This is a genomic window from Pseudomonas syringae group sp. J309-1, assembly GCF_032582135.1.
Classification (GTDB): domain Bacteria; phylum Pseudomonadota; class Gammaproteobacteria; order Pseudomonadales; family Pseudomonadaceae; genus Aquipseudomonas; species Aquipseudomonas quasicaspiana.
This window is the reverse complement of the sequence record NZ_JAWHNU010000004.1, coordinates 1-16,118: the sequence shown is the minus strand read 5'-3', so window position 1 is coordinate 16,118 and position 16,118 is coordinate 1. Positions and strand designations below refer to the sequence as shown.

Annotated in this window: 14 protein-coding genes; 8 read left to right on the top strand and 6 right to left on the bottom strand. The window is 57.8% G+C overall.

Annotated elements, in window-relative coordinates; translation table 11 throughout:
* The first annotated feature begins 276 nt into the window (after positions 1-276).
* From RX972_RS03170 to gshA, 3 genes are all read left to right on the top strand, one after another.
* Positions 277-2,601 (top strand): Tex family protein, encoded by a 2,325-nt coding sequence (locus RX972_RS03170; RefSeq protein WP_099268385.1) that lies wholly within the window; start codon positions 277-279, stop codon positions 2,599-2,601.
* Positions 2,601-2,984 carry a PaaI family thioesterase gene (locus tag RX972_RS03165; protein ID WP_049827192.1) on the top strand — a complete coding sequence of 128 codons (384 nt, stop codon included), beginning with the start codon at positions 2,601-2,603 and terminating at the stop codon, positions 2,982-2,984. The genes RX972_RS03170 and RX972_RS03165 overlap by 1 nt, the downstream gene beginning before the upstream one ends.
* A 197-nt stretch (positions 2,985-3,181) precedes the next feature.
* Entirely contained in the window at positions 3,182-4,771 is a 1,590-nt protein-coding gene (gshA, locus tag RX972_RS03160; protein ID WP_263269204.1) for a glutamate--cysteine ligase, read from the top strand.
* Positions 4,772-4,912: 141 nt separating this feature from the next.
* On the opposite strand, the gene argA is transcribed toward gshA, so the two are convergent.
* A complete protein-coding gene (argA, locus tag RX972_RS03155; protein WP_231675381.1) occupies positions 4,913-6,217 on the bottom strand; it encodes an amino-acid N-acetyltransferase in 1,305 nt (434 codons plus the stop codon).
* A 125-nt stretch (positions 6,218-6,342) separates the two neighbouring features.
* Positions 6,343-7,491, bottom strand: coding sequence for an acetylornithine deacetylase (argE, locus tag RX972_RS03150; RefSeq protein WP_316872531.1), 1,149 nt, complete (start codon positions 7,489-7,491; stop codon positions 6,343-6,345).
* A 204-nt stretch (positions 7,492-7,695) separates the two neighbouring features.
* Between argE and RX972_RS03145 the strand changes: the two genes are divergently transcribed.
* Positions 7,696-8,238, top strand: a complete 543-nt coding sequence (locus RX972_RS03145; protein ID WP_099268380.1) for a hypothetical protein — start codon at positions 7,696-7,698, stop codon at positions 8,236-8,238.
* 298 nt (positions 8,239-8,536) lie between these two features.
* On the top strand, positions 8,537-9,904 hold the full coding sequence (locus RX972_RS03140) for an inorganic triphosphatase (protein ID WP_122706531.1): 1,368 nt from the start codon (positions 8,537-8,539) through the stop codon (positions 9,902-9,904).
* 165 nt (positions 9,905-10,069) lie between these two features.
* Here the strand turns inward: RX972_RS03140 and RX972_RS03135 are convergent, their stop codons facing one another.
* From RX972_RS03135 to RX972_RS03120, 4 genes are read right to left on the bottom strand one after another with little or no spacing between them, the layout of a single operon-like run.
* Entirely contained in the window at positions 10,070-10,807 is a 738-nt protein-coding gene (locus RX972_RS03135; RefSeq protein WP_027902696.1) for an amino acid ABC transporter ATP-binding protein, read from the bottom strand.
* Positions 10,794-11,444 (bottom strand): amino acid ABC transporter permease, encoded by a 651-nt coding sequence (locus RX972_RS03130; RefSeq protein WP_176560593.1) that lies wholly within the window; start codon positions 11,442-11,444, stop codon positions 10,794-10,796. Before RX972_RS03130 ends, RX972_RS03135 begins: the two co-directional genes overlap by 14 nt.
* Complete coding sequence (locus tag RX972_RS03125; RefSeq protein WP_027902694.1) at positions 11,441-12,106, bottom strand: amino acid ABC transporter permease; 666 nt, start codon at positions 12,104-12,106, stop codon at positions 11,441-11,443. The genes RX972_RS03130 and RX972_RS03125 overlap by 4 nt, the downstream gene beginning before the upstream one ends.
* Before the next feature lie 29 nt (positions 12,107-12,135).
* Positions 12,136-12,921, bottom strand: a complete 786-nt coding sequence (locus RX972_RS03120; protein WP_099268378.1) for a transporter substrate-binding domain-containing protein — start codon at positions 12,919-12,921, stop codon at positions 12,136-12,138.
* 251 nt (positions 12,922-13,172) lie between these two features.
* Here RX972_RS03120 and RX972_RS03115 point away from each other — a divergent pair, with 251 nt between their 5' ends.
* From RX972_RS03115 to rho, 3 genes are all read left to right on the top strand, one after another.
* Entirely contained in the window at positions 13,173-13,877 is a 705-nt protein-coding gene (locus RX972_RS03115) for a FadR/GntR family transcriptional regulator (protein ID WP_027902692.1), read from the top strand.
* A 276-nt stretch (positions 13,878-14,153) separates the two neighbouring features.
* Positions 14,154-14,483, top strand: a complete 330-nt coding sequence (gene trxA, locus RX972_RS03110; RefSeq protein WP_005792406.1) for a thioredoxin TrxA — start codon at positions 14,154-14,156, stop codon at positions 14,481-14,483.
* A 232-nt stretch (positions 14,484-14,715) separates the two neighbouring features.
* The gene (gene rho, locus RX972_RS03105; protein ID WP_024689162.1) at positions 14,716-15,975 is read left to right on the top strand and encodes a transcription termination factor Rho; all 1,260 of its coding nucleotides are present in this window, start codon (positions 14,716-14,718) and stop codon (positions 15,973-15,975) included.
* Positions 15,976-16,118: the final 143 nt, after the last annotated feature.

The window sequence follows — 16,118 nt, the reverse complement described above, 5'->3', positions numbered from 1 at the left end:
TCTCGGCCCGCATTATGGCGTAGCTGCTGTGATACGCACCGTGTGCATTGTTAGCAGATTTTACCGGGGCTGCCACTCACGCCTTGCTTTCCCCGAGCAAAAACAGTGCTTTTGTCGGCTCATCCCCTAAACGGACTCCGCTGGGTATAATGCGCCGCCCTCAAAGTCAGGCAGCGCCTGAACATGGCAGCTCGACAGTATTCTTGCGAAAGTCGGCCAGCGCAGCTCGCGGCCACTTTGTAATCAGGTATTTTGCTCACAACTCCAGGTGGTCTCATGGACAGCATCAACAGCCGCATCGCCGAAGAACTTGGCGTACGCCCACAACAGGTCGCAGCGGCCGTCGCCCTACTGGATGAAGGCTCTACCGTGCCTTTCATTTCCCGTTACCGCAAAGAAGTGACCGGCAGCCTCGATGACACGCAACTGCGTCATCTTGAAGAGCGCCTGCGCTACCTGCGCGAACTCGACGAGCGCCGCATCAGCATCCTTGCCAGCATCGAAGAGCAAGGCAAGCTGACCCCGGAGCTGGCCCGCGATATCAAACTCGCCGATACCAAGACCCGCCTCGAAGACTTGTATCTGCCTTACAAGCAAAAGCGCCGCACCAAGGGCCAGATCGCACTGGAAGCAGGCCTTGGCGAATTGGCCGACGGCCTGTTCAACGACCCGACGTTGAGCCCGGAAGCCGAAGCCGCACGCTTTGTGGACGCAGAAAAAGGCGTTGCCGACGTGAAAGCGGCGCTGGAAGGCGCGAAGTACATCCTCATGGAGCGTTTCGCCGAAGACGCCAGCCTGCTGGACAAACTGCGCAGCTTCCTCAAGCAGGAAGCCGTGATCAGTGCTCGTGTAGTGCCCGGCAAGGAAGAAGAAGGCGCCAAGTTCCGTGATTACTTCGAACACGACGAACCGCTGAAAAGCATGCCGTCGCACCGCGCACTGGCTATTTTCCGTGGCCGCAACGAAGGCTTCCTCAGTTCGGCGCTGAAAGTCGGTGAAGAACTGCCCGGCACCATGCACCCGTGCGAGCTGATGATCGGCGAGCGTTTTGGCCTGCAAAACCAGAACCGTCCGGCTGACAAGTGGTTGGCCGAAGTGGTGCGCTGGACCTGGAAGGTCAAGCTCTACAGTCATCTGGAAACCGACTTGCTGGGTGAGCTGCGCGATGGCGCGGAAACCGAAGCGATCAATGTTTTCGCCCATAACCTGCACGACCTGCTGCTCGCCGCACCAGCTGGCCCACGCGCCACACTGGGGCTGGACCCGGGCCTGCGCACCGGTTGCAAGGTCGCAGTGGTCGACTCCACCGGCAAGCTGCTGGATTACGCCACGGTTTACCCGCACGTTCCGAAAAACCAGTGGGACCAGACCATCGCTGTGCTGGCTGCACTCTGCGCCAAGCACGCGGTAGACCTGATCGCCATCGGCAACGGCACCGCCAGCCGCGAAACCGACAAGCTGGCCGCCGAACTGATCAAAAAGTATCCAGGCCTGAAAATGACCAAGGTCATGGTCTCCGAAGCAGGCGCATCGGTTTATTCCGCGTCCGAGCTGGCTGCGAAGGAGTTCCCGGATCTGGACGTATCGATCCGTGGCGCGGTGTCTATCGCCCGCCGCCTGCAAGATCCGCTGGCCGAACTGGTGAAAATTGATCCGAAATCCATCGGTGTCGGTCAGTACCAGCACGACGTGTCACAGCTCAAGCTCGCGCGTGGCCTGGACGCTGTCGTCGAGGACTGCGTAAACGCCGTCGGCGTGGACGTGAACACCGCTTCGGTAGCCCTGTTGGCACGGATTTCCGGCCTCAACACGACACTGGCGCAGAACATCGTGGCGCACCGCGATGAAAACGGCGCATTCAAATCCCGCGCGGCGCTGAAAAAAGTCCCGCGTCTGGGCGAAAAAACCTTCGAACAGGCTGCTGGCTTCCTTCGCGTCATGAATGGCGATAACCCGCTGGACTCATCGGCCGTTCACCCGGAAGCCTATCCGCTGGTGAAGCGCATCGCGTCCGAAACAGACCGGGACATCCGTTCGCTGATCGGCGACGCCAGCTTCCTCAAGCGTCTGGACCCGAAAAAGTACACCGACGAAACCTTCGGTTTGCCAACTGTCACCGACATTCTGCAAGAGCTTGAGAAGCCTGGCCGCGACCCGCGTCCCGAGTTCAAGACCGCCGAATTCCAGGACGGCGTGGAGGATCTGAAAGACCTGCAGCCAGGCATGATCCTCGAAGGTGTTGTGACCAACGTCACCAACTTCGGTGCTTTCGTCGACATCGGCGTGCATCAGGACGGTCTGGTGCATATCTCGGCGCTGTCCGAGAAATTCATCAAAGACCCGCGTGAAGCGGTCAAGGCCGGCGATGTCGTCAAGGTCAAGGTCATGGAAGTCGACATCCCGCGCAAACGCGTGGGCCTGTCGATGCGCATGAGCGACACACCGGGCGAGAAAGTCGATGGCGCTCGTGGCTCGCGCCCTGGCTCGGCACCGCGCCAGCAGCAGAGCAGCGCACCGCGCAAGGAAACTGCGACAGCGGCACCGGCCAACAACGCCATGGCTTCTTTGTTCGCCAACGCCAAACAGCTGAAGAAGCGCTAATGGACATTCCGGCGGGCTACACCGAAAGCCCTTACTTCCGGGCGATAGGCTGTCAGCTGCGCCGCCTGGACGTGGGCGTCGCCGAAGTGGCCTTGCCGCTGGACGATCATCTGCGTAATCGAGGCAATGTGATGCACGGCGGGGCGATTTTCAGCCTCGTCGACATCGCCATGGGGCTGGCCTGTTCCAGCTCCCACGGGTTCGATCAGCGCAGCGTGACCATCGAATGCAAAATCAACTACATGCGTGGGGTATCGGAGGGCGAAGTGCTGTGCGTCGCCAAGGTGCTGCACGCGGGCCGTCGCACGCTGGTGGTTGAAGCTGAAGTGCTGCAAGGCGAGAAACTTGTCGCCAAAGCACAAGGCACGTTCGCTGTCGTCTAGTACAGACAGGCCAAATTAAGGTAATTTCGGCGCTATTGAATAAGTGTCGGAATTTTCCATGCGCGCTGTGGCCAGAATGAGCTATCGGTAATGGCGTCGCAGAACCAAACCAGGCGACATCGCCAGTTAATCCTCACCCTTGTACACCGTCACATCCACCCCCATATTGGGGCGACTGACGCGTGAAGGAATCCAACTTGAGCGAACTTCTCAACCGCCGCCTGGCTTTGCTTAGCGAGCGCACTAACCTCTCCCTGCTGGAGCAGTGCCTGCACGGTATTGAGCGCGAATGCCTGCGCGTAACCGGCGATGCACAGCTCGCGCAGACACCGCACCCGCAAGCCCTGGGCGCAGCGCTGACTCACGGTCAGATCACCACGGACTATTCCGAATCGCTGTTGGAATTCATTACTCCGGCACTGGCCAACCCGGTTGAAACCCTGGCCAGCCTGGATCAGATCCACCGCTTTGCTTACAACAAGCTGGGTAACGAGCTCCTCTGGAGCCCGTCGATGCCGTGTCCGCTGCCGGATGAAAAAGACATTCCGATTGCCTATTACGGCACCTCGAATATCGGCAAGCTCAAGTACGTCTATCGCAAAGGCCTGGCCCTGCGTTACGGCAAGACCATGCAATGCATTGCCGGCATCCACTACAACTTCTCGCTGCCGGAAAGCGTCTGGCCTCTGCTCAAGCAAACCGAGGATTTCGAGGGCGATGCCCGCGACTATCAATCTCATGCTTACATCGGCCTGATCCGTAACTTCCGTCGCTACAGCTGGCTGCTGATGTACCTGTTTGGGGCCTCTCCGGCGCTGGATGCAGGCTTTCTGCGTGGCCGCGCCCACAAGCTTGAACAGTTCGACGCCGACACGCTGTATCTGCCTTACGCAACCAGCCTGCGCATGAGCGACCTTGGCTATCAAAGCAATGCACAGGCCGACCTGACGCCTTGCTACAACGACCTGATCAGTTACACCGACAGCCTGCGTAAAGCGGTCGCTACGCCGTACGCGCCGTATGTCGAAGTGGGCACGCATAACGCTGAAGGCGAATGGGTTCAGCTGAACACCAACGTGTTGCAGATCGAAAACGAGTACTACTCCAACATTCGCCCTAAGCGCGTGACTTATTCGGGTGAGCGCCCGATTCAGGCGCTGGTCGCCCGCGGCGTGCAATATGTTGAAGTTCGCTGCCTGGACATCAACCCGTTCCTGCCAACCGGCATCGATCTGCAGCAAGCCCGTTTCGTCGACGCGTTCGTGCTGTACTGCGCCCTGCAGGAAAGCCCGCAACTGGCCAATAACGAATGCCGTAACGCTGCATCGAATTTCCTGACAGTGGTCAAGGAAGGACGCCGCCCAGGCCTGGAACTCAATCGCAACGACGACACCATCGACCTGAAGGCATGGGCCTCCGAGCTGTTGGAGAAGATCAAACCCATCGCGCAATTGCTGGATCAGGCCCAAGGCACTGACGAACACGTTGAATCCATCGCGGCGCAACAAGCCAAGGTCGATGACGCGTCACTGACCCCATCGGCGAAAGTGCTGGCGAGCATGAAGCAGCACAATGAAGGCTTTACGGCGTTCTCGCTGCGTCAGAGCCGTGCGCACGCCGAATACTTCCGCAGCAAGCCGCTGAGCGCTGAAGAGCAGGCGCACTTCGAAGCGCTCGCCAGCACCTCGATTGCCGAACAGGCAGAGCTGGAGCAAACCGAAGAACCGGTGGATTTCGACACCTTCGTCGGCGCGTATCAGGCGAGTATTTTGCGGATTAGTAACTGATTGATGTGAGTTGAAATCCAATCCCGGTGGGAGCGGATTCATCCGCGAAGGCGGTCTTTCAGGCGAGAGATTTGTACCCGCCTTACTGACCCCTTCGCGAATGAATTCGCTCCCACAGGGTTGATCTGCACTCAATTAGACTTACAACGCCTTCTCGAAAATCTTCGAATTACGCTGGAAGTTATAGAGTGACGCACGGGCAGCAGGGAGGCGATCTACGCTGCTTGGCTCGAAACCGCGCTCGCGGAACCAGTGCGCCGTGCGCGTGGTGAGTACGAACAGTGTCTTCAAGCCCTGTTCACGAGCTCGGGTTTCGATGCGCTCCAGCAACTCATCACCGCGGCCGCCATGGCGGTATTCAGGGTTAACCGCCAAGCAGGCCAGCTCACCTGCTTGGGAGTCAGCAATCGGATACAACGCCGCACAGGCGATGATCAAGCCTTCGCGCTCGACCACGCTGAACTGCTCAATCTCGCGCTCCAGCACTTCACGGGAACGACGCACCAGAATGCCCTGCTCTTCCAGGGGCGTAATCAGATCCATCAATCCGCCGACATCTTCAATCGCCGCTTCGCGGACCAGTTCGAATTGCTCCTGCGCAACCAACGTACCGCCACCGTCGCGGGTGAACAGCTCGGTGAGCAGCGCTCCATCCTCGACATAGCTGACGATATGGCTACGACCTACGCCACCGCGACAGGCTTCAGCAGCAGCATCCAGCAATTCAGCCTGATAGTTGTAGTTGCTGCCAAGACGCAGGATATGCGCCGGTACTTGCTGCGGACGCAGCTCACGCACCAACCGTCCCTGCTCGTCCATCAAGCCGCGCTCTTCACCGAACAGCAACAACTTGTCGGCGCCCAGATCGATAGCGGCGCGGGTAGCAACGTCTTCGCAGGCGATGTTAAAAATCTCGCCGGTTGGCGAATAACCGATTGGCGACAGCAGCACGATATGGCGCTCGTCCAGCAGGCGGTTGATACCTTTGCGGTCGATCCGACGCACTTCGCCGGTGTGCTGGTAATCCACGCCTTCCCAGACGCCAATGGGCCGTGCGGTGACCAGATTGCCGCTGGTCACGCGCAAGCGCGAGCCCTGCATCGGCGAGGCGGCCATGTCCATGGACAGACGCGCTTCGATGTCGAGGCGCAAGTGGCCAACCGCATCGATGACACAGTCCAGCGTTGCGGCATCCGTCACGCGCAGGTTGCGATGATATTGCGGCGTAAGCCCCCGAGCGGCCAGGCGGCTTTCGATTTGCGGACGTGAGCCGTGAACCAGCACCAGACGCACGCCGAGACTGTGCAGCAGCACCAGGTCGTGGACGATGTTGCCGAAGTTCGGGTGCTCAACGCCGTCACCGGGCAACATCACGACGAAGGTGCGTTCACGGTGGGCATTGATATAAGGAGAAGCGTGGCGAAGCCAATTGACGTATTCGTGCATAACCTGAAGAGCCTGCTGATAAAAGGACGAAAGACAGAAACACTCACAACCGTGTGGTGGTTATCGTCGGAACAAGCATGGCTGCACGCGCACTCTCCTTAATTCTCTCTCTGGCATGACCCGACTCATTGCGGGTTCAGGCAATAATGTTCAATCAACTGGCTTAACAGATGCACTGTAGGCTGCAAACGTGACATTTCAAGATACTCGCCCGGTTGATGCGCACAGGCAATATCCCCAGGGCCCAACACCAGCGTTTCGCATCCCAGACGCTGAAAATAAGCGGCTTCGGTACCGAATGCTACTGCTTCGGCGCGATGCCCCGTAAGACGTTCGGCAACCCGCACCAGTTCCGCATCGGCGGCCTGCTCGAATGGCGGTGCCTCGGGAAACAAAGGCGCGTAGTCGATTTTGACCTGATGCAATTCGGCCAGTGGCTCCAGCTTCTGGCGGATCGCGGCGCGCAGCACGCTGGGGTCCATGCCTGGCAGCGGGCGCAGGTCGAACTCCAGTGAACACTGACCGCAAATCCGGTTCGGGTTGTCCCCGCCGTGGATGCAGCCGAAATTCAGGGTGGGCGTCGGCACGCTGAACTGCGGATTGCGATACTCAAGCTGCCATTGCTTGCGCAGACCTTTGAGCTCGCTGATCGCATCATGCATTGCTTCCAGCGCGCTGTGCCCCAGGCTTGGGTCAGAAGAATGGCCACTGCGCCCGAGAATATCAATGCGCTCCATCATCACGCCTTTATGCAGACGGATCGGCTTGAGGCCCGTTGGCTCGCCGATCACGGCCGCACGACCCAGCGGCCGCCCCGCTTCAGCCAACGCACGAGCGCCTGCCATGGAGCTTTCTTCATCACAGGTAGCGAGGATCAACAGCGGCTGCTTGAACGGTTTATCCAGCAATGGCTGCACGGCTTCGATGATCAGCGCGAAGAAACCTTTCATGTCACAACTGCCCAGCCCGACCCAGCGATTATCAACTTCGGTCAGCTTCAGCGGATCAGTTCTCCACAGGGCCTCATCGAATGGCACCGTATCGCTGTGCCCGGCCAGCACTAACCCGCCAGGGCCACTGCCAAAACTGGCCAGCAAGTTGAACTTGCCCGGCGAAACCTGCTGGATGTCGCACGCAAAACCCAGATCGCCCAGCCAACCGGCCAGCAAATCAATCACCGCACGGTTGGACTGATCCAGTGACGGCTGGGTGCAGCTCACCGAAGGTGCGGCAATCAACGCGGCGAATTGATCTTTCATGGACGGCAAGGGCATGTGCGATTCCTTTAACGGGAGAGCGTGCCGACCATCATAGGGCTATCGGGCGGTGGGAATAAACCGTTAAGGGCGGTTTGAAAGGGGTAAAAGACGAATCCTCACAATGATGAAGGGCAATTCAACAACGACACGTCGCGTTTTCACTCAAAGCCGTTTCACCCCCATGGGATAAAATCTGCGCTCTGAAGGTTGGCGAGCGTAATGTCTTATTTTTCATCTACGCCGACAGGCGCTGAACGCTACGAACTCTCGCACCTTGAGCCCTTTACTTTTGTGGTCGATAGCAAACTGGCGAAGCGCGACCTGCGGGTTCACGTAACGTTTTCTACTCACTGCTTCAGCAAGGCTTATGATCCCGCGTTGCACGCCAACGGTGAACCCATCATCGATTCGCAGACACAGCGACCGAGATCCTTTTGCCCCATCAGATACGAATTATCCCGCCATTTACGTCCATTGATTGAAAGTCTTGGGCATCCAAAAGCCAAGGTTTGGGAAACTGCAGCAGAGCGCAATTGGTGCTATTCGATTACGGTCGACTCCCCATCCGGCCCTTACTACGTATTTTTTGAAATCCGCCGAGCTAGCCGTGAACGACGTCAGTGGCAGGATTTGAACCTGATAGTAGAAAGCGCTTACCACGGTGATAAGCGAAACGAGGGACCAAAGCTAAAAGGGCCAATCGCCTTTGTCCTGCTGTGCGGCAAGACATATCTGCACCAGCCGACTTCAACACGGCGGTAAAACGAAAAAAGGCGCCAGTTAAGGGCGCCTTTTCGTATGCGGTAAAGCAGATCCGGACACCACTCTCGACCCGCCTTGCGCGAGTACGGCTTTCGCCGCTGGGAAGCGCTCAATCTCATCCGGTCAGTCGCTTCGAAGACCCAACTCTACTTAAATGCGCCCGCCGAAGCAATATGGACGCGACAAGAGAGCTTAGCGGGCAGCTTAAAGGCCATGTCCTGTACACTGCTCACCCTAAGTAGCCACGCAACAACCGGCTGCACCCCGTTTATCAGTACAAGCGTCTGGATTCCCGGCCATGCAGAAAGAAACAGAAATCAAACTCCGCGTCAGCCGCGAAACCCTCGCTGCACTGCGCGATCACCCGTTGCTGAAGAAGCGTAACAAGAGCGGCTGGGAGAGCGTGGAGCTGTCCAATCAGTATTTCGATACACCAGAGCGCGATCTGGCCAACGCCAAGGTTGCGCTGCGTGTACGTCGTGATGGCGATCAGATCATTCAGACCATGAAGACTCGCGGCCAAAGCGTTGCCGGTTTTTCCGAGCGTAACGAATTCAACTGGGACCTGCCCAAGGCCAAGCTGGATCTGAAAAAGCTCGACGGTGAATGCTGGCCTGAGCAGTTGGCCGATCTGGACAAGAAAACCATCAAGCCGCTATTCACTACCGATTTCGTCCGTGAGCGTGCAGAAATCGCCTGGGGCCGCGGTAAAACCAAGGTGGTGATCGAAGCAGCACTCGATCTTGGTCACGTAGTGGCAGGCAAGCAGAAGGAAGAAATCTGCGAGCTGGAGCTGGAATTGCGCGAAGGCGATCCGTCTGCACTGCTGGAGCTTGCCGCTGAGCTGGCCGTGACCCTGCCACTGATGCCGTGCGACATCAGCAAAGCCGAGCGCGGCTATCGTCTGCTGGACGCCAACAGCTACTCGCTGACGCTGCCTGCTCCGCAGTTCCACGCTGAAATGCCGCTGGATGACGCTTACGCCGCACTGGCCTTGCACCTGTTGGGCAGCAGCCAGCGTCTGGCCGAGCAGTACCGTTTCAACGGCCACTGGCGCTTGCTTCAGGACTGGGTTGCCTTGCTCACGGAGTTGCGCGCGCTGACGGGCAGCCTCGGCCAGGCAGCACCACGCAGCACCAGCAGCGAACTGCGTTCCTCGCTGGATGCCTTGCTGGAAGACTGGCGTCCGCTGGTTCAAGCGGGCCAGGAAGATGAGGATGTACGTGGCGCAGCTCACGAGCAGTTCCTTGAAGAGCTGCAAGACCCGCGCTGGGGCCTGTTCTCGCTGACCACGTCGCGTTGGTTGCTGGCACGTAGCTGGACGGTTGAACGCAATAACCGTGGCAATCGCCAGGGCGCTGCACAACTGGACAGTTGGTTGCCGCGCTTTCTGGCCGATGAAGCCACGGCATTGCAACTGGGTCGCTATCAGCAGCAACCGGAAGATCTCGCCGAACAACTGCCGCGTATCGAACGCATTCAGGCCTGGCTGCACCACGCCCGTGGCGCACTGGATCTGCCGGAGCTGGATCGGTTGTATGGTGAGCTGAACAAGCTGGTGCACCTCGCTGAACAGCCGATCAGCGATGAAGTGCTGGATGCTCGTGTGCAGCAGACCATCGTCGTGTTCCAGAGCCGTGCGTGGAAGACGTTGTTGCGTCTTTAAGCAAGCGCCCCTTAGGACTGGCTTTAGCCGGTCCTACGGGGAAGCGCGGTCTCTGTGGGAGCGAATTCATTCGCGAAGAGGCCCATACATCCAATACATATCTATCGCCTGCCCAACCGTCTTCGCGAATAAATTCGCTCCCACAGGGAATGTGGCGCAGTCGTCTTAAGCCCCCTGCTCCACCGACCCGATAAAATTCGCCAGCTCTGGCGTTCTCGGGTTAGCGAACAAAATCTTCGGATCGCCCACTTCATGCACTTTGCCCTGGTGCATGAACACCAGCTTGTCGCCCACTTCCCGGGCGAAACGCATTTCGTGGGTCACCATGATCAGCGTCATGCCGTCCTTCGCCAGTTGGCGCACCACGCTCAGCACTTCGTTGACCAATTCCGGGTCCAGCGCCGAGGTGATTTCATCGCAGAGCAAGACCTTCGGCGACATCGCCAGCGCACGAGCAATCGCAACGCGCTGCTGCTGGCCACCTGACAGACGATCAGGGAAAGCGTCGAACTTCTCACCCAGCCCGACACGTTCCAGCATCTCTTTGGCAATCTTTCTGGCTTCAGCTTTCGAAACCTTCTTCACCACCTGCGGTGCCAGCATCACGTTCTCGCCAACACTCAAATGCGGAAACAGGTTGAACTGCTGGAATACCATGCCGACTTTCTGCCGCAGCGAGCGCAGGTCCGCACGGGCGGCGTCCAGGTACTCGCCATCGACTTCGATAACGCCGTCGTTGATCGACTCCAACCCGTTCAACGTACGCAGCAGCGTACTTTTACCCGAGCCACTACGGCCGATGATCGCCACGACCTGACCTTCTTCAACCGTCAGATCGATGCCTTTGAGGACGTGGTGGTCGCCGTAGTATTTATGCAGCGCGGAAATTCTAAGCAGAGGCATGCAGTCTCCTTTCCAGGTAACGGGCACTGAGGGACAGGGGATAGCAGAGCATGAAGTAGCCCAGAGCGACGAAGCCATACACCATGAAGGGCTGGAACGTAGCGTTGGCGAGCATGCCGCCGGTTTTGGTCAATTCGGTAAAACCAATGATTGAAGTCACCGCAGTGCCTTTGACGACTTGCACCGAGAACCCGACCGTAGGCGCGACGGCAATACGCAGCGCCTGAGGGAGAATCACGTAACGCAGTTGCTCCAGCGGGGTCATCGCGAGACTGGCAGACGCCTCCCATTGGCCATTGGCGATCGACTCGACGCAACCGCGCCAGATCTCAGCCAGGTACGCGCTGGTAAACAGTGTCAAAGCCAGCGCAGCAGCGGCCCAAGGCGAAATATCCAAGCCCATTAAAGCCACACCGAAAAAAACCAGGAATAGCTGCATCAGCAGAGGCGTGCCTTGGAACAGTTCGATGTAGACCTTGGCAATAACTCTTGGCGCATTGAGTTTGGCAATGCGCATGCACATGACCAGCAGCCCAATCGCACCGCCACCAATGAATGCCACCAGCGAAAGGGCCAGCGTCCACTGCAAACCGGTGAGCAGGTTGCGCACAACATCCCAAAGGGTGAAATCCATCAGCCTTTCCTCGAAATGTAGCGACGACCGATCCAGGCCAGAAGCTGGCGAACCATCAGCGCCATAAAGAGGTAAATCAGCGTCGTGACGATGTACGTCTCGAAGGCGCGGAAATTACGTGACTGAATGAAGTTGGCGAAGAAGCTCAACTCCTCGGTGGCAATCTGCGAACAGACTGCCGAACCGAGCATCACGATAATGATCTGGCTGCTCAGTGCCGGCCAGACCTTCCCCAGCGCTGGAATCAATACGACGTAGCGGAACGCCTCGAAGCGAGTCATCGCTAATGCGGCGGCGGCTTCAAGCTGACCTTTGGGAATCGCCTGGATGCCTGCGCGGATAATCTCCGTCGAGTAAGCACCCAGATTGATCACCATGGCCAGAATAGCGGCCTGCCATTCGGAAATCTGCAGGCCCAGAGACGGCAGCCCGAAGAAGATAAAGAACAATTGAACCAGGAACGGCGTGTTGCGTATCAGCTCAACGTAGACCCCGAAAATCGCCGAGAACGGCTGAATCTTCCAGGCCCGCACGATGGCACCGACAATACCCAGACCAACCCCGAGCACAGTGCCAATGGCGGTCAACTCCAGGGTAAACAGCGCCCCGCGCAGTAGCAGATCGGCGTTCTGCATGACCGGTACAAAGTCAAAGTTGTAAGCCATTGGCAGCCTCCGAAATCAGTGAGCAGCTATCAGAGGTCAGCGGGCAGAGGCTGCTTGAGCCAGGTCTGGGAGTTCTTCTCCAGTGCGCCGTCTTTTTTGGCGGCATCAATGATTTCGTTGACCTTCGCCAGCAACGTCGCCTCACCTTTGTTCACGCCGACGTAGACCGGCGAATCCTTGAGTTTCACTTTCAGCTCAGGGATGCGCTTCGGGTTCTTCTCGCTGATCGCAACCATCACCACGTTGCCGCTGGCGATGAGGTCAGTCTGACCAGCCAGATAGGCCGCAATCGTGGAGTTGTTGTCTTCGAAGCGCTTAATGGTCGCTTCTTTCGGTGCAACAGCAGTCAGCTCGATGTCTTCGATGGCACCACGGGTCACGCTGATGGTTTTGCCTTTCAGATCGTCCAGACCTTTGATCGACGCTTCAGGTGGACCGAATACCGCCAGGTAGAAAGGCGCGTAGGCCTTGGAGAAGTCGATGACTTTTTCGCGGTCAGGGTTCTTGCCGAGACTGGAGATCACCAGATCCACCTTGCCGGTGGTCAGGTACGGGATACGGTTGGTGCTGTTGACCGGCGTCAGTTCCAATTTGACCTTGAGCTGGTCAGCGATCAGCTTCGCGGTGTCGATGTCGAGGCCACGAGGCTTCATGTCCGGGCCCACCGAGCCGAACGGCGGGAAGTCCTGTGGAACCGCAACTTTCAACGTGCCGCGTTTCACGACGTCGTCCAGACCATCGGCGTGGGCTGGTGCCTGGCTGAGCATGAGGCTGGCAAACAGGGCAGTAAGCAGAGCGCTGTAACGCTTGGTCATAGGAAGACTCCGTGAAGGACGAAAGGTGTTTGTCCGATCCTCAGTGCACAGCCCATGCCATCCGTTGATTCGGAGCCATAAACCAAGGCGTCGCGGCTTTTTTCGGCCTGACTGGTCCGACCAGTAAGACCTTGTCACGCCCCGCTTTGGAGCGCCGATAAGCCCGACCGCCCTAGGCTTGGGCGTCGCTTGCCGGAATGCACGGATGGTTATAAAAGGGACTTTTCGCGGACTGACTGGCCTGAACAGTGATGCCCCATAGCCCACTTGCCGTACCCGAATCAGCCCTGAGAGCGATCCGCAAATTGATCGTCGAGCAAGGCTATATGCCGGGTGACAGCCTGCCCTCGCAGCGTGATCTCGCCGCGTTGCTGGGCGTCAGTCGTGCATCCTTGCGCGAAGCGTTGTCGTCGCTCAGCGCACTTGGCGTGATCAGCGTGCAGCCAGGCAAAGGCGTCTTTGTTCAGGCTATTTCTGAACCAGAAAAGCGCACAGGTGGTTTTTCCTGGCCTTTCGATAAACACGTTTCACCGGCCGATACGTTTCAGTTGCGTTATGCGCTGGAAGGCTTTGCTGCCGGGCTGGCTGCGGTGACCTTGACCGCCGATGAGCGTGACGTCCTAGAAGACAACGTCGAAGCGATGCGTCTGGAACTGCGCGCCGGGGATTTCGAAGCCGCCTCGCGACTGGATTTCGAGTTTCATCGACACATCCTGATCGCCAGCGGCAACCAGGCCATGCTCGGCATTATCACCGCGGGAGCCGATATCTTCCTTGAGAGCCAGAAGATGCCTTTCATCCGCCCCTCAAGAGCCATGGAGACCTGGCAGGAGCACCGCAAGATCCTCCGCGCCCTCGTCCGCCACTCCTCAGGCCCCGCGCAAAAGGCCATGCACGAGCACATTCGTAATGCGGCGCTACGAACCGGGATCGTGTTTGTTTCGCCAGCGAGCTAGGGCGTTAATCCGCCGCCAACACACGTATCTGTAGGAGCTGCCGAAGGCTGCGAAGCGTTCATTCTGATACATCGCCATTGCAGCCTTCGGCAGCTCCTAAAAATTGCATTGAGGCTGAAGTTTCACGTTGGTTGAAGATCGGCCTCACTAAAAACCTCCCCCTATAACCAGATTCATGGACGTCTATAGCCAGACTCAATCAAAGCCGACTTCCTGAACGGGGCAAGGCCCGCTATGATGGGCCACGATTTTTAGCCTACTAACTCGGAGAACTCCATGAGTAGCGACCTTATCAAGCATGTCAGCGACGCCAGCTTTGAAGCCGACGTCCTCAAGGCTGACGGTGCTGTACTAGTTGATTACTGGGCTGAGTGGTGTGGCCCGTGCAAAATGATTGCCCCGGTTCTGGACGAAATCGCCGAAACCTACAAAGGCAAGCTGACTATCGCCAAGCTGAACATTGACGAAAATCAGGAAACCCCGGCCAAGCATGGCGTGCGTGGTATCCCGACGCTGATGCTGTTCAAGAATGGCAACGTCGAAGCCACCAAAGTGGGTGCGCTGTCGAAGTCTCAGTTGGCAGCGTTCCTCGACGCTAACATCTGATGTATCAAAGCCCTGCAAATTGCGGGGCTTTTTTTCTGGCGTCATACTAGACGTCTCGAAAATCAAGTGGTACATTCGGCCCCGCAACGGCTTCTCCGTTGCCCCCTGCTAGCCGTCGCCGACGCTCTCCTTTCGATTTAGTACGCGATCCTGTCGCCTTCTCTGCGGCGCGGCCTCATTAAGCCCAAAAAGCTTAATTTTTCCCCTCCCTACATGATTACGTCATTCCCCTATGAATCTGACTGAACTCAAGCAAAAGCCGATTACCGATCTGCTCGAAATGGCCGAACAGATGGGCATAGAAAATATGGCCCGTTCGCGCAAGCAGGATGTGATTTTCTCCCTGCTGAAAAAGCACGCCAAAAGCGGCGAGGAAATTTCCGGTGATGGCGTGCTGGAGATCCTCCAGGACGGCTTCGGTTTCCTGCGCTCTGCAGACGCTTCCTATCTCGCCGGCCCGGACGATATCTATGTCTCGCCGAGCCAGATCCGCCGCTTCAACCTGCGTACTGGCGACACCATCGTTGGCAAGATCCGTCCACCGAAAGAAGGCGAACGTTACTTCGCACTGCTCAAGGTCGACACGATCAACTACGACCGTCCGGAAAACGCGAAGAACAAAATCCTCTTCGAAAACCTGACGCCGTTGTTCCCGAACGTGCGCATGAAGATGGAAGCCGGTAACGGTTCCACTGAAGACCTCACTGGCCGTGTGATCGATTTGTGCGCACCGATCGGTAAAGGCCAGCGCGGCCTGATCGTTGCTCCGCCAAAAGCGGGCAAGACCATCATGCTGCAGAACATCGCGTCGAACATCACGCGTAACAACCCGGAAGTGCATCTGATCGTTTTGCTGATCGATGAACGTCCGGAAGAAGTAACCGAAATGCAGCGCACCGTGCGCGGCGAAGTGGTTGCCTCGACGTTCGACGAACCACCAACCCGTCACGTACAGGTTGCTGAAATGGTGATCGAGAAGGCCAAGCGCCTTGTCGAACACAAAAAAGACGTGGTGATCCTGCTCGACTCCATCACCCGTCTGGCTCGTGCTTACAACACCGTGATTCCTAGCTCCGGCAAGGTACTGACCGGTGGTGTCGATGCCCACGCTCTGGAGAAACCGAAACGTTTCTTCGGCGCAGCACGGAACATCGAAGAAGGCGGCTCGCTGACCATCATCGCCACCGCGCTGGTTGAAACCGGCTCGAAGATGGACGAAGTGATCTACGAAGAATTCAAAGGCACCGGCAACATGGAGCTGCCTCTGGATCGCAAGATCGCTGAGAAGCGTGTGTTCCCGGCCATCAACATCAACCGCTCCGGCACCCGCCGCGAAGAGTTGCTGACCGCCGATGACGAGCTGCAACGTATGTGGATCCTGCGCAAACTGCTGCACCCGATGGACGAAGTCGCTGCTATCGAGTTCCTGATCGACAAGCTGAAGCAGACCAAGACCAACGACGAGTTCTTCCTGTCGATGAAACGCAAGTAACAGGCAGAACGCAGCACAAAAAATGGCGCCCTCACCGGCGCCATTTTTTATTCTGAAATAGCGCGAAATCCCTGTGGGAGTGGTCCCGGTATCCCTGACACCTCGCTGTCGCTAAGCAAACGGATGACCCTGTAGGAGCCAAC